Origin of the sequence: Polaribacter sp. R2A056_3_33 (assembly GCF_019278485.1) — a bacterium.
Classification (GTDB): Bacteria; Bacteroidota; Bacteroidia; order Flavobacteriales; family Flavobacteriaceae; genus Polaribacter.
Map to the genome: position 1 here is coordinate 1,459,715 of NZ_CP058984.1, position 25,406 is coordinate 1,485,120.

29 protein-coding genes are annotated in these 25,406 nt (G+C 28.9%); 14 read left to right on the forward strand and 15 right to left on the reverse strand.

The window, feature by feature from the left end; translation table 11 throughout:
• Positions 1 to 62 precede the first annotated feature (62 nt).
• Positions 63 to 689, forward strand: coding sequence for a carbonic anhydrase (locus H0I29_RS06230; RefSeq protein WP_218731975.1), 627 nt, complete (start codon positions 63 to 65; stop codon positions 687 to 689).
• 59 nt (positions 690 to 748) lie between these two features.
• Here H0I29_RS06230 and H0I29_RS06235 read toward each other — a convergent pair whose 3' ends face one another.
• On the reverse strand, positions 749 to 1,252 hold the full coding sequence (locus H0I29_RS06235) for a CvpA family protein (protein ID WP_218754790.1): 504 nt from the start codon (positions 1,250 to 1,252) through the stop codon (positions 749 to 751).
• 83 nt (positions 1,253 to 1,335) lie between these two features.
• Here H0I29_RS06235 and H0I29_RS06240 point away from each other — a divergent pair, with 83 nt between their 5' ends.
• The 3 genes from H0I29_RS06240 to H0I29_RS06250 all read left to right on the forward strand — a co-directional run bounded on the left by H0I29_RS06240 (position 1,336) and on the right by H0I29_RS06250 (position 3,624).
• Positions 1,336 to 1,686 carry a hypothetical protein gene (locus H0I29_RS06240; RefSeq protein WP_218754791.1) on the forward strand — a complete coding sequence of 117 codons (351 nt, stop codon included), beginning with the start codon at positions 1,336 to 1,338 and terminating at the stop codon, positions 1,684 to 1,686.
• Between the two features lie 82 nt (positions 1,687 to 1,768).
• Positions 1,769 to 3,133, forward strand: coding sequence for a TlpA disulfide reductase family protein (locus H0I29_RS06245; RefSeq protein WP_218754792.1), 1,365 nt, complete (start codon positions 1,769 to 1,771; stop codon positions 3,131 to 3,133).
• Positions 3,133 to 3,624, forward strand: coding sequence for a TlpA disulfide reductase family protein (locus H0I29_RS06250; RefSeq protein ID WP_218754793.1), 492 nt, complete (start codon positions 3,133 to 3,135; stop codon positions 3,622 to 3,624). Before H0I29_RS06245 ends, H0I29_RS06250 begins: the two co-directional genes overlap by 1 nt.
• On the opposite strand, the gene H0I29_RS06255 is transcribed toward H0I29_RS06250, so the two are convergent.
• Positions 3,625 to 4,533, reverse strand: coding sequence for a DMT family transporter (locus H0I29_RS06255; RefSeq protein WP_218754794.1), 909 nt, complete (start codon positions 4,531 to 4,533; stop codon positions 3,625 to 3,627).
• A 256-nt stretch (positions 4,534 to 4,789) separates the two neighbouring features.
• A complete protein-coding gene (locus H0I29_RS06260) occupies positions 4,790 to 5,149 on the reverse strand; it encodes a YraN family protein (RefSeq protein ID WP_218731979.1) in 360 nt (119 codons plus the stop codon).
• A 114-nt stretch (positions 5,150 to 5,263) separates the two neighbouring features.
• On the opposite strand from H0I29_RS06260, the gene H0I29_RS06265 reads away from it, so the two are divergent.
• Positions 5,264 to 5,617, forward strand: a complete 354-nt coding sequence (locus tag H0I29_RS06265; protein WP_218754795.1) for a hypothetical protein — start codon at positions 5,264 to 5,266, stop codon at positions 5,615 to 5,617.
• On the opposite strand, the gene H0I29_RS06270 is transcribed toward H0I29_RS06265, so the two are convergent.
• Positions 5,607 to 6,554, reverse strand: coding sequence for an LD-carboxypeptidase (locus H0I29_RS06270; RefSeq protein ID WP_218754796.1), 948 nt, complete (start codon positions 6,552 to 6,554; stop codon positions 5,607 to 5,609). The genes H0I29_RS06265 and H0I29_RS06270 overlap by 11 nt on opposite strands.
• Positions 6,555 to 6,726: 172 nt before the next feature.
• On the opposite strand from H0I29_RS06270, the gene metG reads away from it, so the two are divergent.
• Together metG and H0I29_RS06280 are read left to right on the forward strand one after the other, a co-directional pair.
• Positions 6,727 to 8,781 (forward strand): methionine--tRNA ligase, encoded by a 2,055-nt coding sequence (gene metG / locus H0I29_RS06275; protein ID WP_218754797.1) that lies wholly within the window; start codon positions 6,727 to 6,729, stop codon positions 8,779 to 8,781.
• Positions 8,782 to 8,979: 198 nt separating this feature from the next.
• Positions 8,980 to 11,340 carry a hypothetical protein gene (locus H0I29_RS06280; RefSeq protein ID WP_218754798.1) on the forward strand — a complete coding sequence of 787 codons (2,361 nt, stop codon included), beginning with the start codon at positions 8,980 to 8,982 and terminating at the stop codon, positions 11,338 to 11,340.
• 328 nt (positions 11,341 to 11,668) lie between these two features.
• On the opposite strand, the gene H0I29_RS06285 is transcribed toward H0I29_RS06280, so the two are convergent.
• The 9 genes from H0I29_RS06285 to H0I29_RS06325 form a co-directional block, all read right to left on the reverse strand.
• The gene (locus H0I29_RS06285) at positions 11,669 to 13,885 is read right to left on the reverse strand and encodes a molybdopterin cofactor-binding domain-containing protein (protein WP_218754799.1); all 2,217 of its coding nucleotides are present in this window, start codon (positions 13,883 to 13,885) and stop codon (positions 11,669 to 11,671) included.
• A gap of 20 nt (positions 13,886 to 13,905) precedes the next feature.
• Entirely contained in the window at positions 13,906 to 14,367 is a 462-nt protein-coding gene (locus tag H0I29_RS06290) for a (2Fe-2S)-binding protein (protein WP_166383884.1), read from the reverse strand.
• A 233-nt stretch (positions 14,368 to 14,600) separates the two neighbouring features.
• The gene (locus tag H0I29_RS06295) at positions 14,601 to 15,047 is read right to left on the reverse strand and encodes a hypothetical protein (protein WP_218754800.1); all 447 of its coding nucleotides are present in this window, start codon (positions 15,045 to 15,047) and stop codon (positions 14,601 to 14,603) included.
• Positions 15,048 to 15,135: 88 nt separating this feature from the next.
• The gene (locus tag H0I29_RS06300; protein ID WP_218754801.1) at positions 15,136 to 15,987 is read right to left on the reverse strand and encodes a universal stress protein; all 852 of its coding nucleotides are present in this window, start codon (positions 15,985 to 15,987) and stop codon (positions 15,136 to 15,138) included.
• A gap of 273 nt (positions 15,988 to 16,260) precedes the next feature.
• Positions 16,261 to 16,557, reverse strand: coding sequence for a ribosome-associated translation inhibitor RaiA (gene raiA, locus H0I29_RS06305; RefSeq protein ID WP_345740365.1), 297 nt, complete (start codon positions 16,555 to 16,557; stop codon positions 16,261 to 16,263).
• An 87-nt stretch (positions 16,558 to 16,644) separates the two neighbouring features.
• Positions 16,645 to 17,031, reverse strand: a complete 387-nt coding sequence (locus H0I29_RS06310; protein WP_218754802.1) for a hypothetical protein — start codon at positions 17,029 to 17,031, stop codon at positions 16,645 to 16,647.
• Positions 17,032 to 17,043: 12 nt separating this feature from the next.
• Positions 17,044 to 17,883: a universal stress protein gene (locus tag H0I29_RS06315; protein ID WP_218754803.1), complete on the reverse strand. Its 840-nt coding sequence runs from the start codon at positions 17,881 to 17,883 to the stop codon at positions 17,044 to 17,046.
• 90 nt (positions 17,884 to 17,973) lie between these two features.
• Entirely contained in the window at positions 17,974 to 19,023 is a 1,050-nt protein-coding gene (locus H0I29_RS06320; RefSeq protein ID WP_218731990.1) for a response regulator, read from the reverse strand.
• Positions 19,020 to 20,261, reverse strand: a complete 1,242-nt coding sequence (locus H0I29_RS06325) for a PAS domain-containing sensor histidine kinase (RefSeq protein WP_218754804.1) — start codon at positions 20,259 to 20,261, stop codon at positions 19,020 to 19,022. The genes H0I29_RS06320 and H0I29_RS06325 overlap by 4 nt, the downstream gene beginning before the upstream one ends.
• Before the next feature lie 136 nt (positions 20,262 to 20,397).
• On the opposite strand from H0I29_RS06325, the gene H0I29_RS06330 reads away from it, so the two are divergent.
• The 4 genes from H0I29_RS06330 to H0I29_RS06345 all read left to right on the forward strand — a co-directional run bounded on the left by H0I29_RS06330 (position 20,398) and on the right by H0I29_RS06345 (position 22,721).
• On the forward strand, positions 20,398 to 20,805 hold the full coding sequence (locus H0I29_RS06330) for a hypothetical protein (protein ID WP_218754805.1): 408 nt from the start codon (positions 20,398 to 20,400) through the stop codon (positions 20,803 to 20,805).
• Between the two features lie 85 nt (positions 20,806 to 20,890).
• Entirely contained in the window at positions 20,891 to 21,775 is an 885-nt protein-coding gene (locus H0I29_RS06335; RefSeq protein WP_218731993.1) for a DnaJ C-terminal domain-containing protein, read from the forward strand.
• Positions 21,776 to 21,777: 2 nt separating this feature from the next.
• Positions 21,778 to 22,074 (forward strand): chaperone modulator CbpM, encoded by a 297-nt coding sequence (locus tag H0I29_RS06340; protein WP_218731994.1) that lies wholly within the window; start codon positions 21,778 to 21,780, stop codon positions 22,072 to 22,074.
• 185 nt (positions 22,075 to 22,259) lie between these two features.
• Entirely contained in the window at positions 22,260 to 22,721 is a 462-nt protein-coding gene (locus tag H0I29_RS06345; RefSeq protein WP_218754806.1) for a pyridoxamine 5'-phosphate oxidase family protein, read from the forward strand.
• 80 nt (positions 22,722 to 22,801) lie between these two features.
• Here the strand turns inward: H0I29_RS06345 and H0I29_RS06350 are convergent, their stop codons facing one another.
• On the reverse strand, positions 22,802 to 23,137 hold the full coding sequence (locus tag H0I29_RS06350; RefSeq protein WP_218754807.1) for a single-stranded DNA-binding protein: 336 nt from the start codon (positions 23,135 to 23,137) through the stop codon (positions 22,802 to 22,804).
• A 178-nt stretch (positions 23,138 to 23,315) separates the two neighbouring features.
• On the opposite strand from H0I29_RS06350, the gene H0I29_RS06355 reads away from it, so the two are divergent.
• The 3 genes from H0I29_RS06355 to H0I29_RS06365 are packed head-to-tail and all read left to right on the forward strand — an operon-like array spanning position 23,316 to position 24,938.
• Positions 23,316 to 23,858, forward strand: coding sequence for a GNAT family N-acetyltransferase (locus H0I29_RS06355; RefSeq protein WP_218754808.1), 543 nt, complete (start codon positions 23,316 to 23,318; stop codon positions 23,856 to 23,858).
• Entirely contained in the window at positions 23,848 to 24,198 is a 351-nt protein-coding gene (locus tag H0I29_RS06360; protein ID WP_218731997.1) for a hypothetical protein, read from the forward strand. Before H0I29_RS06355 ends, H0I29_RS06360 begins: the two co-directional genes overlap by 11 nt.
• Before the next feature lie 35 nt (positions 24,199 to 24,233).
• The gene (locus H0I29_RS06365; protein ID WP_218754809.1) at positions 24,234 to 24,938 is read left to right on the forward strand and encodes a GIDE domain-containing protein; all 705 of its coding nucleotides are present in this window, start codon (positions 24,234 to 24,236) and stop codon (positions 24,936 to 24,938) included.
• On the opposite strand, the gene H0I29_RS06370 is transcribed toward H0I29_RS06365, so the two are convergent.
• On the reverse strand, positions 24,935 to 25,405 hold the full coding sequence (locus H0I29_RS06370) for a CBS domain-containing protein (protein ID WP_218731999.1): 471 nt from the start codon (positions 25,403 to 25,405) through the stop codon (positions 24,935 to 24,937). The two genes, H0I29_RS06365 and H0I29_RS06370, sit on opposite strands and share 4 nt — an antisense overlap.
• Between the last annotated feature and the right edge of the window lies 1 nt (position 25,406).

A 25,406-nucleotide genomic window follows, 5' to 3' on the forward strand; every position in this document is an offset into this window, starting at 1 on the left:
ATCATATATAAATGTGCAATTAGAAAAAGTATAACTAAAAAATACTAACTAAAACTTTAATAATGAACTTAGAAACTGTATTTAAGAACAATGAAAATTGGGTTAAAGAAAAATTAGCTACAGATAAAAACTATTTTGAAGAATTAGGGAAAGGTCAAAAACCAGAGTTACTATACATTGGTTGTTCAGACAGTAGAGCTACCGCAGAAGAACTAATGGGAGCAAAACCTGGAGAAGTTTTTGTGCATAGAAATATTGCGAATATGGTTATTAGTATAGACTTAAACGTAATGTCTGTAATTAATTATGCCGTAGATCATTTAAAAGTAAGCCATGTTATTGTTTGTGGCCATTATGGTTGTGGTGGCGTTAAAGCTGCTATGCAATCTGCAGATCTTGGTATTTTAAACCCTTGGTTACGTAATATTAGAGACGTGTATAGAATTCATGCTACAGAATTAAATGCTATTGAAAACGAAGAAAAAAAATACGAACGTTTGGTAGAATTAAACGTAAAAGAACAATGTGTAAACCTTATTAAAACAGCGGCTGTACAGAAAGCATATAGAGATCGTGGTTTAAAAGTACATGGTTGGGTTTTTGATGTACATACAGGTAAATTAATTGATCTAAAAATTGATTTCGAAAAATACCTAAATGATATTATGAAAATTTATCATTTGGATTAAAAAATAAAACCCAAGGAAAATTCCTTGGGTTTCTTATTGCCGTAAAGTTTATGCAATTTTTATAAAGCTTTATCTTGTTCTTCTTCCTTTATTATTGATGGAAAAATAGTAGGTGCTACCTTTTTAACTGGAGCATATAAAATAGATTCTTGCAATGTTTCCTTTTCTACAAAAGGAATTGTATCATTCATTTTACCAAAAAAAATGAAAACAACACTTAATATCAATCCTATTTTTAAGGAGCCAAATACACCTCCCAATATTTTATTTAAAATTCCTAAAGAAGCAAAATCTGCTATTTTAGTCAATGCTTTTCCTATCAGTGCAATTACTAAAATAATTATAACAAAAGTAACGGCAAAAGCCGCTAAAGAAATATATTCTGGATTCCAAGAAACATACTCTTTTAAAAAATCTGAAACAAAATAAGAGAAATGAATTGCACCATACACACCACCAATAAGTCCTACCAAAGAAGCAACTTCAACAAATAAGCCTTTTAATACCCCTCTAACAAAACCAAAAAGTAATAAAGAAGCTATAACAATGTCAAAAATATTCATGAAATTAATTTTATCAAACCTACATAATTTTTTGTCAATTTAAAAATGCCAGTTGTATCTTTACAACTTATAAAAAAAGTAAGATGCCAAAAACACTCACCTTAAAAGAAAAATGGGAATTGTTAGTTAATAAATTAACCAATCAATTTGCAGATGGAGACGAATTAAATATGGATGGAATTATCTATTTAATTGGTGTACAAGAATTAGGACAGGGACAAAGAGAATTTAAAAAAGACGAAAAAGTAAACCTTATGCATATTGCCATTTGTAAGCTTTTAGAACCTTATGGCTATTACGAATTCGATTATTATGATGATGACACTTGGCCACATTATAAAACACTAACAGAGTTACCAAACTTAAAACCTGGTGAACAAACTGTGTTAATGAAAGAAGCTATTATTAATTATTTTGAAGCTTTAAATTATTAATAAGACTTTAAAATAGAGAAATAGTACTTTTGGTATGCTTCTTGAAAATAGTTTAACAAGACCAAAAAATCAATTTAGAAAGATGAAAAAAATACTCGCTCTTATATTCTTAATTTCTTCATTTGCACAAGCACAATATACTGTTAACGGAACCATGTCTCCTACCATAGATACAGATTGGGTTATTTTATACAAAATAGAAGGAGCAACACAAAAGTTTATACAAAACACAAAAATTAAAATAGATTCTGTTGCTATTCAAGGAAAAAAACAAGCAATAGGTAGCTTTAGTTTTACACTTCCAGAAAACACAAAAGTAGGTTCTTATAGAATAACGTATAGGTTGGAAAATGCAGGTTTTCTAGATTTTGTTTTTAATAAAGAAGATGTAAATTTTGGTTTTCACCCAGAATACGCAAACCAAACAGTCACTTATACAACTTCTAAAGAAAACATGTTGTATAAGGATTATGTAGATACAATTTCTACAGCACAAGCAACATTAGACTCTATACAAGTTGCAGTTTTACAAAACCAAGGTTTAAATTTAAAAAACGAATACAAAGAGGCTTTAAAAAAGGTAAATAATATTCAGAAAGAGTATTTAGAAACTTCAAACGGAATGTATGTACAGCCTTTTATTAAAGCCTCAAAAAGAAATAATCTTCCAGAGATAATAGAAACTCCAGAGAACTATATGTCTAATATGATTGATTCTTTTTTTGACCCTATAGACTTTAATAACAAAACGCTAGTAAACTCTGCTTTTATTACAGATAAAATTACCGATTATGTTTTTTACATCAATTACTCTCCAGATCCAGCAACACAACAAAAATTATATAAACAATCTGTAGATAAAGTTTTTTCTAAGATTGGTAACATTTCTTATAAAAAGGAAATCATTGAGTTTTTAATCAACCAGTTTGAATCGGATATGAACCTTGAATTAATAGATTATTTGTTTGATAACTATTATTCTAAATTACCTACTAACTTACAAGACAAAGAGTTTAAAGAAGGCAAAGAGGCGTTATTTGCTGCAGAAGTTGGCCGAATTGCACCAGATTTCACATGGAAAGAAGACGGCAAACAATTAACCCTTTCTAAATTAAATGATGCAGAAAACTATCTATTAATTTTCTGGAGTACTACGTGCTCACATTGTTTAACCGAAATACCACAAGTACATACCTTTTTAGCCGAAAACGACCAAGTAAAAGTAATTGCTTATTCTTTGGAGAGTGATAGTTACGGTTGGAATAGTTTCAAGAAAACATTACCAAATTGGCACCATGTTTTAGGTTTAAATAAATGGGAAAATAAAACTGCTAGAACTTATAACATTGTTTCTACTCCTAGCTATTTTATTTTAGATGCTAACAAAAAAATCATTGCAAAACCAGAACATTTTAAAGATGTAAAACTATTTTTTAATAAAAAATAATGACTAAAAAACTACTTATTCTTTTAGTTTTATTTATTCATTTTTCTGCTGTAAGTCAACAGTTTTTTAAAATTGATGATACTGCTCCAGATTTTAAGTTATGGCTTACAGACGGCAGTCAATTAACAAATAATGACACCAAAGAAAAGGTCGTTGTTTTAAAATTTTGGTTTACCTCTTGCATGCCTTGCCTAACAGATATCCCTAAGTTAAACAACCTTGTAGAGGAGTTTAAAAAGAGAGATGACATTCTTTTTATTGCACCTGCTTTAGATAGAAAATCTGTTATAGAAAAATTGCTAAAAGTGCATCCATTTAGCTTTAAAATAGCCTACTCTGCGATGGATGTCAGTCAGAAATTTAATAAACAACAAGTTTATCCATCCTATTTTATCATCAACAAAAAAGGGAAAATTGCATACATAGATAGTGGCAGTAAAAAATCTAATGACAAGGATTTAAGAAAAGCTATTATTGAAGCATTAAAGTAATTACGTTTTCTTATTCTTTGCTTGCTTTAAAGAAGTAATCACAATACCAATGATTACTAAAAATGCTCCTAAAAACTGAAGTAACGTTAATCTTTCTCCTAAGAAAAAAGAGGCTAAAACAATAGTAGATATTGGCCCAACACCAGCCACAATTGCAAAATTTGAGGAGCTAATCATTTTTATAGAAGTACTTACTAAAAACGAAGGAATTACCGTTGCAAAAACAGCAATTAAAAGTCCGAAACCATATACTTGCCAAGGCAAATTAAACAAATCTGTTTCTCCCATAAAACTAAAGTGTATAAACACACAAAAACAAGAAACTAACATGGCATACGCTGTAAATTTTACAACTCCGAATTTAGGAATTAACCAACCACTTCCAACCAAATAAGAAGCATAGGTTATAGCGCTTAAAAGCACAAAAAAGCCTCCTAAATAAACGTTGTTTCCAGAAACATCTACTTCATCAGAAAAAGCAATTACAATTCCTAAATAGGATAAAAAGATGGCTAAAGCTTGAAATTTAGTAATCGGCTGCTTAAAAAAAAGTCTATTTAATAAAATTACAATTGTTGGGTACACAAATAGAATAATACGTTCTAAACTCGCTTTAATATAAGTTAAACCCTCAAAATCGAAATAGCTTGCTAGATAATAACCTACTACCCCAAAAAATACCACCCAATAATAATCACTTTTGGTAGTTTTGATCTCCTTGTTTTTATTTCGGTATAAATAGGCAATCACTACGTAAAACGGAAAGGAAAATAACATTCTTAACAACAACATGGTTATTGCATCTACATTATACTTGTATGCAAGCTTAACCATTACCGCTTTAGAAGAAAAAAGCACAATACCTAAGACACCTAAGAAAACACCTAACCAAAAGTTTTTTTTCATCATAAAACGAAACTAAAACTTACCGTTTTAGAAAGTTGTTTTAGAATTAAACAATTACGATGTTCAGAAAGACATCTACGCTATTAATTCTGAGATTTAGATTTACCTAAATACGTTTAGCACTATAAAATATCGATTGTCAAAAACTTAATAAACAACCTTGATAAACTGCACTGGCAAGGAGTATGCTTCCGATACTAATACTTTTCATTTATAGGAAAGTCTATGGGGTATTAAATACTTGGCTATCGCCCTGCGATTAAAAATGTAGAAAAGCATCTTCTAAATGCTCAATTTTTGTTTTATTTTTTTGATGAATAATGGCAATGATATCAAACCGAACCTCCACATCTAAATCTTTTTCTACCACATAATAATCGATTGCAGAAACTAATAATTTAATCTTTTTAGCTTTTACAGCATCTTGTGGTTCTTCAAAATAGTCTGAACTTCTTGTCTTTACCTCAACAGCAGCTAATACTCCTCCTTTTTGAGCAATAATATCTACTTCAGCCTTTAAATATCGGTAGTTTGTTTCTAAAATTTTATAGTCGTTTTTTAACAAAAACGCAATGGCTAATTTTTCTCCTTTTTTACCAAGCTCGTTGTGTTCTGCCATATTATGAGTTTACAGTATTCAGTGGCAGTTTTCAGTAATAACTAAACCTTAAATTATTATTAAATGAAATTACCAATGTGTTAATTTACACAATATTGATTACATTTATAAACTATGAGTGAAGAAACCTTGATTAAATATTTGGAATTTCTAAAAACGGAGTGCTTAAGACATTCTAATGATAAAATTATTACAGATGATGAAATCAATCAGTTAAAAATTGAAATAAAACTGTTTATAAACAACATCAATAATCTTTTATCATCAGAAGAGATAAAACAAGAAATTGTAAAAATTGATTTCAATTTAAATGAAGAAAACCATAATCATCAAAAATACAGATGGTTAAATATCATCGGTGGTTCTAAAGGCAAAGAATTTAAAGAACAAGAAAACCGTAAACAACGTTTTTTAAAACTTTACAATGACTTAGATACTTCTCTATTTAAAATAAAATCTATTCTGTAAAAATAACAGAACTCTGTCCAGAACCAACAGTTAACTGAATATTCCTTCCAAAAATTAAAGCTCTATTATCTGGTTCGTGTCCTGCAGGAAAAGCAAACATCACCGGAAAATCATACTCTTTTACAACATCTAAAACCAATTGTTCTATAGAGCTACCCCAATTAGTAGAATTACTCTTGATTTTAGAAATATCACCAATAATTAAACCCGCACAATTATCAAAATAACCAGCACGCTTTAAACTTTGCAACATTCTATCTATAGAATATTTATACTCACCAATTTCTTCAATAAAAAGAATCTTTCCACTGGTATCTGTCTGACTGTTGGATCCCAACATAGAGGATAATAATGCAAGGTTTCCTCCTACTAATTGTCCGCTTACCACTCCATTTTTATTGTAATTAGAAGAAGGAATCGTGTACTTTAATTGCTTGCCAAAAATTGCTGTTTTAAAACTAGCTACTGTTTCTACAATTAACGCTGGTTTCTCATCTACACTTGTCCCCATCATTGCATGCATCGTTTCTACGCCTAAATTATGAATATGGCTATGAAAAGCTGTAATATCTGAATACCCAATAATCCATTTAGGCTGTTTTAGAAAAGCAGTATAATCTAATTTATCTAAAACCCTCACAGAACCGTAACCGCCACGACCCGACCAAATTGCTTTAATATTTGGGTTGTCTAATGCATTTTGAAAATCTTCAGCTCTTTCGTTATCTGTACCAGCAAAATGACTATTCTGATTAAAAATATGTTTCCCTAAAATCACTTTTAAACCCCAGCTTTCGGCCAATTTTTTAGCTCTATATATGGTTGCTTCTCTATTTTTTAAAATTCCAGCAGGTGCAAGAATTGCAATCGTATCTCCTGGTTGTAAATAAGCTGGTGTAATTAATTTTTCTTGTGCATATATTGTTGAAAAAATCATAAAGAGTGCAAGTGTAAAAAGTGTTTTTTTATTCAAAATATGTCTTATTTATGGGTTCTAATCTAGTAAAAATCTATTTCCTGTAAATGTATCAATTTTCAATGGTTTTTAAAAGTCTCTTTTTCGTACTTTTGCACTTCAAAAATCAGTACATAATTAATACACAGAACACATGAGTGCTCCTAAAAGATATACAATTACTGCCGCATTACCATATACAAACGGTCCAATACATATTGGGCATTTAGCAGGCGTTTACGTTCCTGCAGATATTTATGCACGTTATTTACGATTAACTGGTAATGACGTTGCCTATATTTCTGGTTCTGATGAGCATGGTGCTGCCATACCAATGAGAGCAAAAAAAGAAGGAGTTTCTCCGCAAGTAATTATCGATAAATACCACGGAATCATCAAAAAATCTTTTGAAGATTTCGGAATTTCTTTTGACAACTATTCGAGAACTTCAGCAGAAATTCATCATAAAACTGCCTCAGAGTTTTTTACAAAGATGTATAATGATGGTGAGTTTATAGAAGAAACTTCTGAACAATTGTACGATGCAGAAGCAAATCAATTTTTAGCAGATAGATTTGTGGTAGGAACTTGCCCAAAATGTGGTTTCGAAGAAAGTTACGGTGATCAATGCGAAAGCTGTGGAACAAGTCATAACGCAACAGATTTAATCAACCCTAAATCTGCTATTACTGGTAATACTCCTACTTTAAAAGAAACAAAACACTGGTTTTTACCTTTAGATAAACACGAAGCTTTTTTACGTGAATGGGTTTTAGAAGGTCATAAAAAAGATTGGAAACCTAATGTTTACGGACAAGTAAAAAGTTGGGTAGAAGATGGTTTAAGACCAAGAGCCGTAACTAGAGATTTAGATTGGGGAATTCCTGTACCTGTAAAAGGCGGAGAAGGCAAAGTTTTATATGTTTGGTTTGATGCACCTATTGGTTACATTTCATCAACCAAAGAATGGGCTGCGAGAGAAGGAAAAAACTGGGAAGACTATTGGAAAAAAGACGATACGAAACTTGTTCATTTTATAGGAAAAGACAATATTGTTTTTCACTGTATTATTTTCCCTGCGATGTTAAAAGCGCACGGAGACTATATTTTACCTGATAATGTACCTGCCAATGAATTTTTAAATTTAGAAGGAAATAAATTATCGACTTCTAAAAACTGGGCGGTTTGGTTGCATGAGTATTTAGAAGAATTTCCAAATCAGCAAGATGTTTTACGTTATACCTTAACAGCAAACGCTCCAGAAAGTAAAGACAACGATTTTACTTGGAAAGATTTTCAGGCAAAAAACAACAACGAATTAGTAGCCATTTTTGGTAACTTTATTAATAGAGTTGTAGTTTTAACTAATAAATATTATACAGGAATTGTACCAGCACCAACTGATTTTACAGAAGTAGATGAAGATGTTTTAGCTGCTCTAAAAGAGTTTCCAAATATTATTGGTAAATCTATAGAACGTTACAGATTTAGAGAAGCTAGCCAAGAATTAATGAATTTAGCAAGACTTGGTAACAAGTATTTAGCAGATGAAGAACCTTGGAAAGTGATAAAAGTAGATGCAGAACGTGTACAAACAATTATGTATGTTGCGTTACAAATTTCTGCGGCTTTAGCTGTAACTTCAGAACCTTTTATCCCTTTTACATCAGCAAAATTAAAAGGTATTTTAAATCTTGATGAAACACTTTCTTGGACAGATATTACTGAAAAAGATATTTTACTTGCAGAAAATCATCAAATAAATAAAGCTGAATTATTATTTTCTAAAATTGAAGATAAAACGATAGAAGCTCAAATTGAAAAATTAGAAGCTACAAAAATTGCCAACGAACAAGAAAACAAAGTGGTAGAACCTCAAAAAGAAACGATTGACTTTGATGATTTTACCAAATTAGATATTAGAATTGGTACTATTTTAGAAGCAGAAAAAGTAGCAAAAACTAAAAAGCTTTTAAAACTAAAAGTTGATGTTGGTATAGATACAAGAACAATTGTTTCTGGTATTGCAGAAAGTTTTAAGCCAGAAGATATTATTGGGCAACAAGTGTCTGTTTTGGTAAACTTAGCGCCAAGAAAAATAAGAGGTGTAGAAAGCCAAGGAATGATTTTAATGACAGATACTCCTGATGGGAAATTAGCATTTGTAGAACCAGAAAAAGAAGTTAAAAACGGACAACAAGTAAGTTAATCACTAAGAATACAAATAGTTAAAAGCTATTGATTTTCATCTGAAAGTCAATGGCTTTTTTATTATCACATAATTTTTAGAATTATGAAAAATTAGTTAATTTTTCATAAAAAACTAATAAACACATAATAAAAATCAATTTTACTTACATTTTATTCAAATACGGCATGAATATTGATGCTAATTCTGAAAAAAACTATGAAAAAAAAACAACTTAGCAAAAAGCTTACAGCAACACTTTATTTTATTTTTTTTTCAATTCTTCTTTTTCAAGGACAAAGTAAAATCAATCAAAACATTGATAAAAATGTTCCGTTAGATTATAAAGAAACGGTGTATTCTCATCTAAATAAATCGACCTACATTAAAGGGGAAGAAATAGGTTTTACTTCTTATGTTTTCAATAAAAAAACAAAAAAACCCTCTCTTTTAACAACCAATCTTTACTGTGTTATTACAGATAAAAAAGATAATGTTTTAAAAGAAAAACTGGTAAAAGTTGAAAACGGTATTGCATCCGGTAGTTTTAAAATAGATTCCGTTTTTACAACAGGAAGCTATAAGGTTAAGACATACACAAACTGGATGTTAAACTTTAAGGAACAAAATTACTTTATAGAAACAATTAAAATTATTGCTCCTGGTAAACCAAATAAAAAAATCAACATTACTGAAAATGATAAAATCGACATTCAGTTTTTACCTGAAAGTGGTACTTTTTTAAATAATGTTCACAACACAATTGGTATAATTGCAAAAGATAGTTTAGGATATGGAATTCCTAATATTTCTGGAGAAATACTAGAAAACAACCTTATAATAGGAGATTTTAAATTAAATAAATTAGGTATTGGTAGAACGTCTTTTACTATTGAAAAAAACAAAAAATACTATGCTAGTATAAAATTTAATGGACAAAAAATAACGAAACCTATTAATACAAATACCAAAATAAATGGCATTTTACTAAAAATTACAAAAAACCAAGAAGAGATCTTTGTTTCTTTAATTACCAATAAAAATTCCTTGCCAAAAATTAAAAACAAAGATTATTTTTTGAATTTTCATAACGGTGAAAAAATAAATAAACTAAAAATTAAATTCGTAAAAAATACCTCTATAATTAAAAATATAAAACTTGATAATTTAGCTTATGGAGTAAATATTTTTACTTTAGTTGATGACCAAAACAACCCTATAGCCGAAAGATTATTTTTTAATTACGAAGGATTACCTCTTTTAGATTTTAATAAAACTTCTGTAAAAACAGTAAAAGACTCTTTAGAAGTTTATTTAAAATTTGATGATAAAATTAATTTTAAAAATAGTAATGCAAGTATTTCTATACTTCCAAAAAGAACTAAATCTTATAATAAAAGTTCAAATATCATTTCTCAAACACTTTTAAACCCTTATTTAAAAGGCATTGTAGAAAATGGAGGCTATTATTTTAAAAACATCAACGACCAAAAAAAATATGATTTAGACAATCTGTTGATTACTCAAGGTTGGAGTAGTTTTGATTGGAAATCTATCACAGATAAAGAACAAAACAGAATACATCAATTTGAAAAAGGAATAAGTATAAAAGTAAATATTCCTAATGTTGAAAACGAAAGTGATTATTTAATTCATCATTTATCTAATAGAAATGGAAATATTTTAAGTTTTAAAGAAGAAGTAAAATCTTTTCAATTGTATTCTTATTTCCCTATGAATAATGAGAATCTATTCATTTCAAAAATAAATAAAAAAAAGAAACTTGAAGGACCTCCTCTTTATATTCAATATTATCCAAATCATATTCCAAAACTAGATGAGACAAAAGAAGTATTAGAATCTAAAATATACTACAGTGATCCTAAAGTTGAAAATTATTCTAATTTTTATTTTTTAAATAAAACAAATACTTTAGATGAAATTTCTGTAAAAGTAAACTTAAAAGAACAAAGAATTGAAAAACTCAGAAACCAATCTATGGGAAGTTTCTTCCTATTAAATGATTTTGATAAAAACCGAACACTTGCGAATTTTATAGGTTTTAAACCTGGTATTTATGCTTACGACAATTTTAAAACCGGACAAATAGTGGCAATAAATCGCTCAAATAAATCTCCAATAACTTTCTTTTTAGATGGTTTTCAAGTAACAAGTAGACGTTTATTATTCTACTATAATCTTTATAATGTGGAATATATAGACATTAATTTACGAGATTTATCTGGTGGTCTAGCATATGGTGCTGGGGGTGTTATAAGAATACAAACAGATCCTTTATTAAATTCCGTAAATAAAAAAAAAACTGTAAGAAAGTTTAATTTCCCTATTACATTTAGCTCTTCTAAAAAGTTTTATGTGCCAAAATATAAAAATTATCAAAACTCATTTTATAGAAGTTATGGTGTTATAGATTGGCTCCCAAAGAACAAAATTCAAGAAGACGGAACTTTAAAAGTAACATTTAAAAATACGGATCAAAAAAATGTGAATCTATTTGTTGAAGGAATTACTGCAGATGGTCAGTTTATTTCTAAGAAGCTATCAATTGATGTAGAATAATAGAATTAGTTCTTTTAAAAACTATGCCTTATTTATTAATAATAATTGAATTTTATTCAAAAAATGCATCTTAAAGTTTAACTTTTCACCGATAATCACAAACAATTCACAGAAAGTTATGTTCTTTTTAACGAATTAATATTTTTTCTAATACCTAATGAATTAAATTTGTAGTAGAAAAACATTTTTACCTTAAAGATATTAGAGAAGTAACATGTTAAGAAATCCCTATAATTTTTAACAAATAAAAGTTACCCTCACTTTTGTTAAATCGCCAAAACATTAATTTATTTTGGCGATTTTCATTTTACTTTAATAATGCTTTTAACTATCCTAAAATTTCACTCTTATTCAATTCATTAACAAAAGGCTGACGATATAGTCTCTTACCCAATGCAGCGTTAATTGCATTTGCCACTGCGCCTCCTGCTGGTGGTAAACCTGGTTCTCCTAATCCGGTTGGAGATAAATCATTTTCTACAAAATGAACTACTACTTTTGGCGTTTCTTGCATTCTAATTAAACGATATGTATCAAAGTTTTTTGCATTTGGTTTTCCGTCTTTAAAAGAGAAACCTGCATACATAGCATGCCCTATTCCATCTAAAACACCACCTTCTACCTGATTCCTTGCTCCCGTTGGGTTTACAACAATACCACAATCTACGGCAACAGTTACTTTTTTAACTACAGGAAAACCATCTTTTAACACTATTTCGGCAATTTCCGCAACGTGTGTATTATGGCTATAATAAGCAGAAAAACCTTGGTAAACACCTTCTTTTGTTTTACCCCAATTTCCTTTTTCTCTCACTAATTTAATAGTATCTTCCATTCTTTGTCCAGAATATTCAATCTTTTCATCGGTAGATCCTTTTACAGACTGCAATAAATCTAAACGTAATTGAATGGTATCTACATTTAATTCTGATGCTAATTCATCAAAGAAACTTTGTTCTGCAAACGCTAAAAAATTAGTATAAGGTGCTCTCCAAGCTCCTGTTGTAATATTACTATTATAACTGCCCGTTTCTACTTTATAATTAGGAATACACCCTGCTGGAAAAAAGTTAGGAATCAATCCATACATATTTCCATTTACCGCAGCTTCTTTTAAAAGATAGCCTGTTACTCTACCCTCTTTTAAAGCTGCTTTTATTCTATATTTTACGGCAGGTTTATAAACACCTGTTGTCATATCATCTTCTCTGGTAGAAACCAATTTTACTGGTTTCTTAATTGCATTAGATATTTCTGCAGCTTCATACACAAAATCAGCGTACAATCTTCTACCAAAACCACCACCCATTCTGGTCATTTCTAAAGAGATTTTTTCGATATCAAAATCTAATAAATCTGCAACTACATTTGCTGCAAATTCTGGTGTTTGTACAGGTCCCGCTAAATGTATTTTTTCTGATGTAACATCAGCATAAAAATTCATGGGCTCCATACAATTGTGTGGTAAAAAAGGAGAATGATATGTTTTTTCAATCACTTTATCTGCAGTGGCAAAAGCCTTTTTTACATCTCCATCTTCTCTTCTTGTATTTAGTTTTTTTCCATCTAAAATATCGGTTAAAACTGTATCATGGTTTTCTGTAGATTCTAAATTACTATCTTCTTTCCAAATTGCAGTAAGTGCTTTTTTTCCTTTTATTGCCGCCCAAGTATTTTCTGCAATAACAACCACCTTATCTGTTTCAGACATGGTAAATGTCCAGTTTTTCTTACCAGATGCCACATACTGTCTTATCTTATCACCAATAGTAATTACATCAATAACGCCTTTTACTTTTTTTGCGGCTGTAGCATCAAAACTTTCTAATATTTGCCCGAAAGCGGGTGGTCTTAAAACAGTAGCAATCACCATTCCGTCTGTTTTGTAATCCAATCCAAAAAGAGGTTTTCCGGTAATAATTTTATCAATATCTACATTTACAATTTCTTGACCAATAATGGTATAATCCTTAGTTTCTTTTAATGTTACATTTTCTGGCACTTCTAATAATGCCGCTTCTTTTACAACATCTCCATAACCTAATTGATCTCCATTTGCATTGGTAATAATTCCTTTTGATGCTTTACACGTACTTGCATCTACATTCCATTTTGCAGCTGCAGCATTTATCAACATTTGTTTAGTGGTTGCCCCTGTTTGTCTTAAAGCATCCCAACCAAAACGAATAGACTGACTTCCACCAGCCAATTGTCTGGTAAAATTATTAGTGTCTAAATTACCTTGAGCTACATTTACCTTACTCCATTCTACATCTAATTCTTCTGCAATAAGCATAGGCATTGCTGTTTTTACACCTTGTCCAATTTCTGGGTTCGGAGAAAAAATAGTGACATAGCCATCATCAGAAATTTTGATAAATGCATTAAAATCATTGAAGTTTAATTTTGTAATATCCACTGGCATTACTGCTTCTGGTTTACAAGCTGTTAATAAATTAAACCCAATTAATAAACCACCACTTGCTAAAACTGATGTCTTTAAAAAGTTTCTTCTGCTAAAATTATTCTTTGATATAGATTCCATTTTGTGAAGTAGTTTTATGATTAAGACATTTTATTTGCAGCAACTTTTACCGCTTTTTCAATTCTATTATAAGAAGCGCATCTACAAATATTACCGTGCATGGCTTCTCTAATTTCTTCTTCTGAAGGATTTTTATTTTCTGATAAAAAAGCAGAAGCAGTCATTATTTGTCCCGCTTGGCAATATCCACATTGTGGCACATCAATCTCTTTCCAAGCTTCTTGTACTGGATGTTTACCATCAGTTGACAACCCTTCTATAGTGGTAATTTTTACATCATCTAAAATAGAAACTTGCATTTGACAACTTCTTGTTGCAACACCATCTATATGAACTGTACAAGCACCACATTGTGCAATACCGCAACCAAATTTTGTACCTACCAAATTGAATTCATCTCTTAAAATCCATAACAATGGGGTGTCTGCGTCTGCAGATACTTTTCGGGCTGTTCCGTTAATATGAAGTGTATAATTTGGCATAGAAAGTCGGTTTTAAATTGATGTTGGAAGTTACAAAAAATTGCTTTTGTTATTTTAACTAGAAGTTAAATGAATACATTTTGGGATTATTTTAACAAAAAAAACCATAATCACCTAAAAAACAACACTATAATAGTTTAAAAAACAGTTTAAAGCAAAAAAAAATCCACCCTAAGAAAGGGTGGATTCAACTTTTTCAAATCAATTTTACGCAGCTTTATCTTACTATTTCTTTACTCCACATCTATAATTCGTTTTTGTTTTTCTGTCTTCTTTATCTTTTTTAAAATATCAAATAAATTTAGTTTTAACTCTCTATGTTCTTTTAAGTGATTTTTAAATAAAATAAGTAGTGTTTTATGCTCGTTCTTATAAGTTTCTTTTTGTTTATCAGCCTTAATATCTATAACTTCGAGGCTATTTTCATGTTTTTGAACCAATTGAATTAATGCATCATTGGTCTTTATAGAGTTACTTAATTTCTCAATAATTTCTTTACTCTTACCATAAGATTGAAAATCGATTAACTGAAGCGTGTTCCATTTTATTAAGTCTTTGAAAAAGAGATATTCATCATTTAAAAATTCTAATTCTAAACGCCATTCTTTAGAATCATTATGCATTTCTTCTGCACTTAACCATTTTATATAACTTGTATTTACATGTTTAATTTTCATCATAAATAGTATTAAATTCTACACTAAAAAACTTATCTACCCCTAATTTACCTAAAATAACAAGCTTATAAAATGATTAATATCATCTAAATTAGATTGTCTTTTCCCCTGAAGGAATTACTAAGAAAGGTACATTTAAGTGAAAACCTATTTGACTAATAGTTGATTTAAAAAATAGATTTTCGAAAAAAGAATGCTTATTGTTTATCATCACTAACAGATTTATTCGCATTTTTAATTGAAATTCAGAAATTGCACCTGTTACACTTTGGTTGCTTACACTATAGAATAAATGGGTAACATTTTTTAATATTTTATCTAACTTCTGTTTATTTTCTATTTGATTTTTAGATAAATCATCACCATAAGTAGTGTTTATTATATTTATTCTAGAACTATTAGAAAGGCCAATATCTACAATTAACTTTATTTGTTTTTCATTAAAAGAAACTTCATAGTCCGAAGGAAATAATACTTCATTAGGAGCTTCAAAAGCATAATTACTTGGTATTGCTAACACTGGGCATTTTGCATTTTTAATGATATGCACGGTGTTAGAACCAAATAAAATTTCGGTTAAACCCGTTGCTCCTTTGGTTCCCATTACAATAAGATCCATTACATGTTTTTTATGCAACTCTTCTATCTCATTTGTTAAAGTATTAAATGAAGCTATTTTACGATACGTATGGTTTGGGTTTTTAAATTGATTTTCAATTTTTTGTTGAAGTTTATCAAGTCCTTCCTCTGATGTGTTTTTTACAACATCAACTAAATTAAAACCTTCAACACCTGGGTTCATATACTCTACATCATAAATCATTGGTGTATAAGTATTCATTATAAAGAAATTACATTTTTCGTCCTTAAATAATTGAATTGCATATTGAATTGCATTCCATGAGTTATCTGAAAAATCTGTAGGTAAAAGTATATTTTTCATGATGTTTGTTTTTAATAAATTCTTAATTACATTTCCTATTCCATAATCTTCCTAGAAGAGATTTTTACCTATAAATTTATTTTATCTATATGGTTTTAAAATAGAATGTGTTACTTTTTAAGTATAAAATGGACCTCTAAATTTCTTAGATTCTCCTTAATAAAGAGCTAAATATCTATCAGAAAGATAAAGCACATCTGTTGCAGAATTATTATCAGACTAAAAAAAGTCTTTATTAGCCTGATAATAATTTAACCGAGCATTTATCTGTATTTACAGATAAGGTTTTGTAATTGCTTTTCTCTTTTGTAATTGCTTTTCTAAATCTGAAATAGTATTTTTTACAGCAAGCTCGTAATTTTTTTCATTTGAAGATGCAAATAATCTTGGTCCTGGTGCACTTAATTCTATTTCACAAATTACGCCTTTGTTTTTAGAATCATTTTCCTTTTTAAAAAACACATCTGCTTTAATAATTGTTTCGAATTTTTTAACCAAACCATCTAGCTTTTTTTCTGTATAAGCTTCCATAGTTTCACTTGTAGACATGTTAACAAATTGAATATTCATTTTCATCTTTATGGTGTTTTTAGTTATTAATAAAAAAATTATTGAAACCTATCGTTTCATATGTAGTTCTAAGATAATCCTTTTTAATTAAATTATCATAATAGCATATGCAATATTTAATAGGTATAAACCTATTAGAAAAAGTAGTGTATAAATTGCCTGTACAAATCTAATATTTACAAGTTTTAACCAATGTATGGTTTGCTTAGGAATACTAAAAAGAGATAACCCTATAAGCAATGATGACCAACCAATTAGAGTAATTATAAGTTTCCAATTAGGCTCCCAAATGTTATGGAATAGAATATTTATCAATCCAATAATAATGGCTAAAAAAGAAAAAATAATCAGAAATTTTTGATCTTCTAAATCATTAAATATTTGCCTAATCCTTTTTGGATTAAAACTTAGTATAACGAAAAAAATAAGTAAGTAATAACCCCAAAACTTTGCTAAAAAAATTGAATTATCCATAACATATTGTTTTTATTCATGTAGTACCAAAAAAGGTACATCGGTATGATAGCTTATTTCCGCTACCTTGGTATGAAATAGTATTTGTTGAAAATAATTAAGATTTTTTGCCACCATAGCAATCATATCTATATTTCTACTATTTACAAAACATTGCACAGCATCTTCTACTTTTTTATTCGTTAAAAAATGAAAACTGTGTTGGTAATTATAAAGATAATCTTCTAATAGTTCTTTACTTTTTTGTTGACCCTCATTTAATGAGGTTACCTTTTTACTGATATTTAAAACCCTTAAAGACGCGCTTTTTTCTTCTAAGATTTTTATTATTGGTTCTAATATTTGTAATTCATTATATAAAGAAAAATCTGTAGGAAATGCCACCTCTTCTATTTTCTTAAATTTGGCATTCTCAGGTACTACTAAGGTTGTACATTTTACCTTTGTAATAACATCTCCCGTATTACTCCCAGTAATATATCCTTGAAAGCCACTAGCTCCTTTGGTGCCCATAACAATAACATCTATTTTTTTTTCTTCTACCTGCTGTCTTATAGACTCAATAAAAAAATTAGTATCTGTTAAAGTGTAAAAATTATGGTTCTTATTATTAAAGTTTAGAGCTATTTTTTGCTGAAGTTCTTTTAATTGTTTTTTTGCATTTTCTATGTTTACATCTACAATAACTTCTTGCGTGTTATCATAGAAATAATCATCTACTACAACATTATTTATCCTATTAACGTGTAACAAATAAAAATTGCACGTTGCGTGCTTATAAAAATTTAAAGCATACTCAATTGCATTCCAAGAATTGTCTGAAAAATCTGTAGGGAGTAAAATTGCTTTCATTTAAATTCATCTTTATCTAAAAGACAAATTTATTGCTAGAATACTTTTTAAAAAATGATATTAGTCATATGGCCACTAATACATTTATTATCAAGAAATTTCTTTTAGTTTTTCTAAATCTAAGATTCTAATTGTTCTACCCTCTATTTCTATCAAACCTTGTTTTTTAAAACTAGACATGGTTCTTATTAAAGTTTCTGTTGCAATACCTGCAACACTAGCTAAATCGTTTCTAGAAATTTTAATTTGATCTTCTGGTTTTCTATTTAATTTTTCTGCAAACATTAAAATTGTCTTCGCTGTTTTTTTACTTACAGAACTATACGCCATTTGCAAAAGTTGGTCTTTTACAACAGCTAAGTCTTCTGTTAACAATTCTATTAACTCTAGTGTTACTTTATGATTTTTATTTAAAACACCCGTTAATGTTTTTTTAGAAAGACCAACTAATTCTGTTTTCTGAATTGCCGTTGCAGATTCTTGATATGCTAAATTTTGAGAAAAAGAAGTATAGCCAAACAAATCATCCTCTTTATATAAAGCAGTTGTAAGTTGTTTTCCTTGTTCATCTAGCTTATGGCATTTTATAAGCCCTTTATTTATTAAATAAATATAATTAGAGTTATTCCCTTCTTTATAAATGCTTGCATCTTTTAGAAAAGTAAAAGTTTCTCCATTATCTTCAAAATAATTTTTTAAGTCATTAAGGCTTCTTATGTCTTCTTCCTCTTCTTTTACGACTTCAATTTTTTCTCTACGATCTTTTAGTATCGCTGCTTTTGCTAATCTGCTTTCTATAGCACTAATTAGTTCATCTTCATTAAAAGGCTTTGTTATATAATCATCTGCTCCTAAATCCATTCCTTTTCTTACATCACATCTTTCTGTCTTTGCTGATAAAAATATAAACGGAATGTGTTGCGTTATTTCGTTATTAGTTAAAGCTTCTAAAACACCGTAACCATCTAACTCTGGCATCATAATATCACAAACAATAATATCTGGTACTATTTTTTTTGCTAGCTGTACCCCTATTTTACCGTTAGCAGCACTGATAACTTCATAGTTTGATAATTCTAAAAGTTCTGATGTGTTTTCTCTTAAAACTACATCATCCTCAATTAATAGTATTTTTCTCATATTGCTTTGTTAATAATCTTCAATGTAAAAGTTGATCCTATATTCTCTTCACTTTCAAAAGTAATCGTTCCGCCTAAGTTTTGTAAATGACTTTTAATAATATTTAAACCAATTCCTGTTCCTTCCGTTAATAATGCATTTTCTGCTCTAAAATAACGGTTAAATATATTTTTTTGATCTGCCTTCGGAATCCCAATTCCTTGATCTTTTATTTTAATGGTAGTCGTCGTGTTGTCTTGCTTTATTTTAATGTCTATTTCAGAATTTTCTGGCGAATATTTAATAGCATTGTTTATTAAATTAGATAATGCCAAGGCGATTGTTTTTTCGTCTTGCAGTAAAGAAATATCATCTATATCTTCTGGGTATTTAATTCTTTGCCCTACTTTTAAAAGCATGTTTGCATTATAAATTACCTCATCTACTACTTTACTCAATTTAAAAGTATGAAACTTGTAATTTACTTTACCCGTTTCTAGTATTTCTATAGATAAAAAATCATTTAAAATATTATTTAAATAATGTACTTTATTGGTAATGGTTTCTAAGTGCTTATCTCTTTTTTCTTGTTGTTCTGCTAACTTATATTTACCTAAAAGCATTGTAGACGTTAAAATACCACTTAAAGGTGTTTTAAACTCATGAGAAACTAATGACAAAAACTTTGTTTTTAATTCATTGAGTTCTTTTTGCTTTTTTAAAGCATCTTTAATTTTATTCTCTGCTTCTAGCCGTTTATGATTCTCTGTATCTAGCTCTATATTTACAGCTTTTAATTCATGAACTGTTTTACTTAACTCTTTTGTTCGCTCACAAACCTTTTTTTCTAGCTCATTGTTTAATTGATGTATTTCTTCTTCTTGTTGTTTTCGAACAGAAATATCGATTACCAAAGCCATTATAAAAGTTTCTCCATTAATTTGAAACGGATTTAAACCTGCCTCTAACGGAAAAATAGCTCCATTTTTTCGGGCTCCATACAAGTCTCTCCCATTACCCATCTGTCTTTTTTCTTTGTTCTTCATAAAACCCTTAAAATGGGCTCCGTGACCTGCGTGATAATTTTTAGGGATTAAAATATCGAGTGGTTTATTTATGAGTTCTCCCGAATCATAACCAAACATTCTCTCTACAGATGAATTTACAGAAACTATGTTTTGCTTATCGTTTACAACAACAACTCCCTCTGAAACAGCCTCAAAAAGCACATTAAAAACATCCCGATCTTTACTTAGCATTTGACAATAAATTATCTAATTAAACAAAGATTAAAAATACTACATTTTATATTCAAATTATAGTAATTTATGACTAATATCATAATTATACAGCTCATAATTATATAACTTTACTCATATTCATAAATTCTTAATTATGAAACCATCACAAAACACAATTATTTCTTTTTATGAAAACTTAGGTAAATTATTTTTCGCAATTGCAGCTGCAGATAACATTGTAGAAGAAGTAGAATTTAATGTTTTAAAAAAAATAGTAAAAGACAAATGGACTAAAATAGATCCTGTAGATGATGATTTTCATTCTGATGCAGCCTATCAAATAGAAACCGTGTTCGATTGGTTAAATATTGAAAGTTTTTCTAATTCAGAAACTTGTTACAATGAGTTTATCGATTTTAAAAAAGAACATCCTTCCTTATTTACCGAAGAAATAAAAAGTCTAATTATAAAAACAGCAACTAAAATTGCTGCATCTGTTGCAGATTTAAATAAATCTGAATTAAAATTGGTTGCAAAACTAAGTTTAGAACTTGAAAAATAATAAATTTAAGTATTATTTTAACCAAGTTGTAATACACAACCAAATTAAAAAAAATACGTATATTACTTTTTAAACACCTTAACTGATGGCTTCTATAGATTATTATAAAATTTTAGGAATTACCAAAAGTGCTTCTGAAGCTGATATTAAAAAAGCTTACAGAAAATTAGCACGAAAATACCATCCAGATCTAAACCCAAATGATAAAACTGCCGAGAAAAGCTTTAAAGAAATTAATGAAGCAAATGAAGTTTTAAGCAATCCAGAAAATCGTAAGAAATACGATGCATATGGAGAGCATTGGCAAAACGGAGAAGCTTACGAACAAGAAAAACGAAGACAGCAAGAACATCAAAGTAGGTCTCAGAGTAATCAAGGTGGTTACTCTCAAGAAGATTTTTCTGATATGTTTGGAGACATGTTTGGTAGCGCTTCATCAGGAAGAAGAACGAATGCTAAATTTAGAGGGCAAGATTACAATTCTGAAATTCAACTAAACTTAAACGATGTTTACAAAACACAAAAACAGGTAATTACTGTTAATGGGAAAAACATTAGAATTACAATTCCGGCTGGTGTAGAAAACGGACAAGTTATTAAAATAAAAGGGCATGGAGGAAAAGGTGTAAATGGTGGTCCGAATGGCGATTTATACATTCAGTTTTCTATTATAAATAACACCAAATTTAAACGAGACAAAGACAATCTTTATATTGATGTTGATTTAGATTTATATACCGCTCTTTTAGGCGGACAATTAACCGTTGATACTTTTGATGGACAAGTAAAATTAACCGTTAAGCAAGAAACAGCAAACGGAACTAAGGTGAAATTAAAAGGAAAAGGATTTCCTAAATATAAAAAAGAAGATCAATTTGGAGATCTATATATTACTTATCAACTTAAAATACCAACTAAATTAAACGAAAAAGAAATAGCACTAATTAAAGAATTACAAAAACTACGCTAAACATGGAAACTCAAAATTTAATATCTATTCAGCAGTTTTGTGCCCACTACAGCATTCCTACAGCTTTTATAAATGAGTTAAAAGAGTATGAATTAATAGAGATTATTGTAGAAAACGATGATCATTATATTAAAATCACTCAAATAACAGAAGTTGAAAAAATGATTCGTTTACATTATGATTTAAACATAAACCTAGAAGGTGTTGATGTAATTTCCAACTTATTAAACCAAGTGGATTCTCTAAAAAAAGAAATAACCGATTTACAAAACAAGCTAAAGTTTTACGAAAACGAATAAAATTCTAAAATAATTTCATATAGGAATAGTTCCTTATTTTAGCTTTACCTCCTACAATTTTTAGGCTTTTTACACCTAAAAAATCATATAATTCTAAATAAAAAATTAATAAACTGATTTTTATCATATTTTATTTAATTGATTTTTAATACATTAGTTACTCCCTTTAACCAAAACTAAGCATCATGATAACTAATTTAAAAGAGAATGAATGCATAAACATATTAGAAAATAACTATGTAGGGCAACTGAGCTATATTTATATAGAAAGACCTTTTATTGTACCCATGACTTATTTTTTTGACAAGAAAAATAGTATTGTAGGCTATTCCGAAGAAGGTCATAAAACAAAGGCAATGAGAAATTATAGAAAAGTTTCTCTGCAAGTTTCAGAAAGAGCAGACAGTAATACTTGTAATTCTGTTTTAGTTCATGGTATTTATGAAGAACTATCTGGTTCTGTAGCAAAAAAATATTTGCACGATTTTACCGAAGGTATTAAAGCAATTATTCTAAAAAATGAACACAGAAATCTGCATTGCATAAGTGATTTCTCTAATAAAAGAACACAGAAAAAAATTCCAATTGTTTTTAGAATTACTGTTGATGAAATGACCGGTAAAAAAATTACAAACGAGAGTTCTTAATCAGACAACGTAAATATCTAATTAAAAAAAGACCATCTAAAAAGGTTCAATACTTTCTAGACAGCCTCTTTCTATGTAAATTATTTAGATCCCAAAAGCAATAATTCATTCACCATAATTTCTGTAACGTATCTTTTTTCACCTTCTTTGGTATCATAAGAACGGTTTGTTAACTTCCCTTCAACAGCAATTTCTTGCCCTTTATTTACATAGTTTTCTACTACTTTAACCAAACCTCCAGTAATAACAATATTATGCCAATAAGCACGCTCTACTTTATTACCTGCTTTGTCTTTGTAACTGTCATCTGTAGCCATAGAAAATTTAGCCATTTTATTGCCATCTTTAAAAGTTACTATTTCTGGATCTTGACCTAATCTACCAATTAACTGTACTTTGTTTCTTAACGTATTCATAAGATAAGTTTTTATGCATTTTTATTGAATGCAGATTTATAATTTGTTTTTGTCAATTCGTTTTGACTCTGCAAAGTTGCGACACCATTGCAATTTTATTCGGTTACAAAACAATTACTTTCGGTTGTAATTATTTGTAGTCGTTTGTAAACGGATAAAATTTAAGTATATTTACCTTATGAAATTTCATTTAGAAACAGAAAGATTACTTCTTAGAGAATTTAGAATAACTGATGTAGATGACATGTTTGAGTTAGATTCTAACCCAAAAGTTCATCAATATCTAGGAAAAAAGACAATTAAAACGAAAGAGGAAGCAAAAAAAATGATTGAATTTATTCTAAAACAGTATAAGGAAAACGGTATTGGTCGATTTGCTGTTATAGAAAAATCTTCAGGTAGTTTTATAGGTTGGTCTGGCTTAAAACTAAATAAAGGAACAAAAGAAAGCTTAAATGGTTTTCAAGATTTTATTGATATTGGCTATCGTTTCATTCCTAAATATTGGAAAAAAGGATACGGTTTAGAAACTGCTATTGCTTGTTTAGAATATGGTTTTAAAACAATGAATTTAGACATTATTTATGGTGCTGCAGAAATAGAAAATATTGGTTCTAATAAAATTTTACAAAAAATTGGATTACAATTTGTAAACGAATTTAAAGAAGGTAATGAGCTGGTAAATTGGTACGAACTAAAGAAAGAAAACTATGGAAAGTAGAAAATGTTTAGAGTGTGACGAAATTGTTAAAGGTAGAGTTGATAAGAAGTTCTGTTCTGATTATTGTAGAAATGCGTATAACAATCGTGTGAACAAAGACAGTAAAAATCTCATTAGAAATATAAACAACCGACTTAGAAAAAATTACAAGATTTTATCAGAATTAAATACAACTGGAAAAACAAAAGTAACCAGAACCAAATTATACGATAAAGGTTTCGATTTTCAATTCTTTACTTCTATTTACAAAACAAAAACTGGGAATACGTATTTTTACGTTTACAATGAAGGCTATTTGCCTTTAGAAAATGAGACTTTTTTATTAATCAGAAAAGAGTAAAACCTTATATAAATTGCAACTTATACTTGTTTAAAATGTTTTTAGTTACAGATTTCGAACCTTTTTTAATTCCGATGCTATTTATTGTAATCGTTGGTTTAATACTATTCATAACTTACTATTTTAGTACAAAACAAAAAATTATAAGAGCTCTTTCTAAACTACCAATCAAACAAATAGGAAGCTTAAAAAATAATGAACTTACAAGGTTTACAGGTAAAGCTTTACATGTAAAAGAGCCTTTAATTGCACCTTTTAGCAAAAGAAAATGTGTGTTTTGTGTCATAAAAATTGAACAGCAAAAAAGTAACGGAAAACAACAACGCTGGAGAACAATTGTACATGAAGAAAAAGTACAAGATTTTTTCTTAGAAAAAAACAGTGATTTTGCCATGGTAAGACTCCATCAAAATCCTAAAAACTACACGAGTTATTTAGTAGCTGATAAAAAAATAAAATCGGGTACTTTTAATGATCCAACAAGAGAGTTTAAAGCACTACTAGAAAGCTATCATATTAAAAGTGATAATTTTTTAGGCCTTAATAAAACCTTACGCTATTCTGAAGCAATTATAGAAATTGGAGAAGAAATTACCGTTGCAGGTATTGCAAAGTGGAAAAGTTTAAGAGAGCCCATAGAAGGCTATTCATATTCTAAAATAGCCGAACTAGAAAGTTCTGATAAACAAAAATTAATTATTACAGATTTACCAAATATTAAATCTAAAAAAAGGTTTTAACTATTCCAGGTATTTCCTTTTACACTAATGGCAGCTTTTAAAACATCTGTTTGACTTATTTGACCAATTAGCTTTCCGTTTTCTACCACAGGAAATCTTCTTCTGTGAGAACTAATAAATTTAAAAGCAGCATCAAAAATATTCGTATTCTTATCAATAGTATCCACACCAGTAGCCATATACTTACCTACTGTATTATTAACATCAGAAGGCATATTGTAATATTTACTTTCAGAAATATGTTTAATACAATCAGTTTCAGAAATAATACCTATTAAATCATTTTTATCATTTACAACCGGCCCACCAGAAATTTTATGTGTAATTAATTGTTCAATTACATGATCTAAGGTATCCTCAGCTTTAAAAGTTATCAATTTTTTTGTCATATAATCAGATACTAAAATTTGAGCATCTTCTTTTCCCTGACTGGTATCTCTTTTTCCTTGAAAGCTTTTAATTGCCATA

What these genes read in the sequence shown, in the direction of transcription:
- H0I29_RS06230 (WP_218731975.1), top strand. Translation starts at nt 63, where the DNA reads ATGAACTTAGAAACTGTATTTAAGAACAATGAAAATTGGGTTAAAGAA.
- H0I29_RS06235 (WP_218754790.1), bottom strand. Translation starts at nt 1,252, where the DNA reads ATGAATATTTTTGACATTGTTATAGCTTCTTTATTACTTTTTGGTTTT.
- H0I29_RS06240 (WP_218754791.1), top strand. Translation starts at nt 1,336, where the DNA reads ATGCCAAAAACACTCACCTTAAAAGAAAAATGGGAATTGTTAGTTAAT.
- H0I29_RS06245 (WP_218754792.1), top strand. Translation starts at nt 1,769, where the DNA reads ATGAAAAAAATACTCGCTCTTATATTCTTAATTTCTTCATTTGCACAA.
- H0I29_RS06250 (WP_218754793.1), top strand. Translation starts at nt 3,133, where the DNA reads ATGACTAAAAAACTACTTATTCTTTTAGTTTTATTTATTCATTTTTCT.
- H0I29_RS06255 (WP_218754794.1), bottom strand. Translation starts at nt 4,533, where the DNA reads ATGATGAAAAAAAACTTTTGGTTAGGTGTTTTCTTAGGTGTCTTAGGT.
- H0I29_RS06260 (WP_218731979.1), bottom strand. Translation starts at nt 5,149, where the DNA reads ATGGCAGAACACAACGAGCTTGGTAAAAAAGGAGAAAAATTAGCCATT.
- H0I29_RS06265 (WP_218754795.1), top strand. Translation starts at nt 5,264, where the DNA reads ATGAGTGAAGAAACCTTGATTAAATATTTGGAATTTCTAAAAACGGAG.
- H0I29_RS06270 (WP_218754796.1), bottom strand. Translation starts at nt 6,554, where the DNA reads ATGATTTTTTCAACAATATATGCACAAGAAAAATTAATTACACCAGCT.
- metG (WP_218754797.1), top strand. Translation starts at nt 6,727, where the DNA reads ATGAGTGCTCCTAAAAGATATACAATTACTGCCGCATTACCATATACA.
- H0I29_RS06280 (WP_218754798.1), top strand. Translation starts at nt 8,980, where the DNA reads ATGAAAAAAAAACAACTTAGCAAAAAGCTTACAGCAACACTTTATTTT.
- H0I29_RS06285 (WP_218754799.1), bottom strand. Translation starts at nt 13,885, where the DNA reads ATGGAATCTATATCAAAGAATAATTTTAGCAGAAGAAACTTTTTAAAG.
- H0I29_RS06290 (WP_166383884.1), bottom strand. Translation starts at nt 14,367, where the DNA reads ATGCCAAATTATACACTTCATATTAACGGAACAGCCCGAAAAGTATCT.
- H0I29_RS06295 (WP_218754800.1), bottom strand. Translation starts at nt 15,047, where the DNA reads ATGATGAAAATTAAACATGTAAATACAAGTTATATAAAATGGTTAAGT.
- H0I29_RS06300 (WP_218754801.1), bottom strand. Translation starts at nt 15,987, where the DNA reads ATGAAAAATATACTTTTACCTACAGATTTTTCAGATAACTCATGGAAT.
- raiA (WP_345740365.1), bottom strand. Translation starts at nt 16,557, where the DNA reads ATGAATATTCAATTTGTTAACATGTCTACAAGTGAAACTATGGAAGCT.
- H0I29_RS06310 (WP_218754802.1), bottom strand. Translation starts at nt 17,031, where the DNA reads ATGGATAATTCAATTTTTTTAGCAAAGTTTTGGGGTTATTACTTACTT.
- H0I29_RS06315 (WP_218754803.1), bottom strand. Translation starts at nt 17,883, where the DNA reads ATGAAAGCAATTTTACTCCCTACAGATTTTTCAGACAATTCTTGGAAT.
- H0I29_RS06320 (WP_218731990.1), bottom strand. Translation starts at nt 19,023, where the DNA reads ATGAGAAAAATACTATTAATTGAGGATGATGTAGTTTTAAGAGAAAAC.
- H0I29_RS06325 (WP_218754804.1), bottom strand. Translation starts at nt 20,261, where the DNA reads ATGCTAAGTAAAGATCGGGATGTTTTTAATGTGCTTTTTGAGGCTGTT.
- H0I29_RS06330 (WP_218754805.1), top strand. Translation starts at nt 20,398, where the DNA reads ATGAAACCATCACAAAACACAATTATTTCTTTTTATGAAAACTTAGGT.
- H0I29_RS06335 (WP_218731993.1), top strand. Translation starts at nt 20,891, where the DNA reads ATGGCTTCTATAGATTATTATAAAATTTTAGGAATTACCAAAAGTGCT.
- H0I29_RS06340 (WP_218731994.1), top strand. Translation starts at nt 21,778, where the DNA reads ATGGAAACTCAAAATTTAATATCTATTCAGCAGTTTTGTGCCCACTAC.
- H0I29_RS06345 (WP_218754806.1), top strand. Translation starts at nt 22,260, where the DNA reads ATGATAACTAATTTAAAAGAGAATGAATGCATAAACATATTAGAAAAT.
- H0I29_RS06350 (WP_218754807.1), bottom strand. Translation starts at nt 23,137, where the DNA reads ATGAATACGTTAAGAAACAAAGTACAGTTAATTGGTAGATTAGGTCAA.
- H0I29_RS06355 (WP_218754808.1), top strand. Translation starts at nt 23,316, where the DNA reads ATGAAATTTCATTTAGAAACAGAAAGATTACTTCTTAGAGAATTTAGA.
- H0I29_RS06360 (WP_218731997.1), top strand. Translation starts at nt 23,848, where the DNA reads ATGGAAAGTAGAAAATGTTTAGAGTGTGACGAAATTGTTAAAGGTAGA.
- H0I29_RS06365 (WP_218754809.1), top strand. Translation starts at nt 24,234, where the DNA reads ATGTTTTTAGTTACAGATTTCGAACCTTTTTTAATTCCGATGCTATTT.
- H0I29_RS06370 (WP_218731999.1), bottom strand. Translation starts at nt 25,405, where the DNA reads ATGGCAATTAAAAGCTTTCAAGGAAAAAGAGATACCAGTCAGGGAAAA.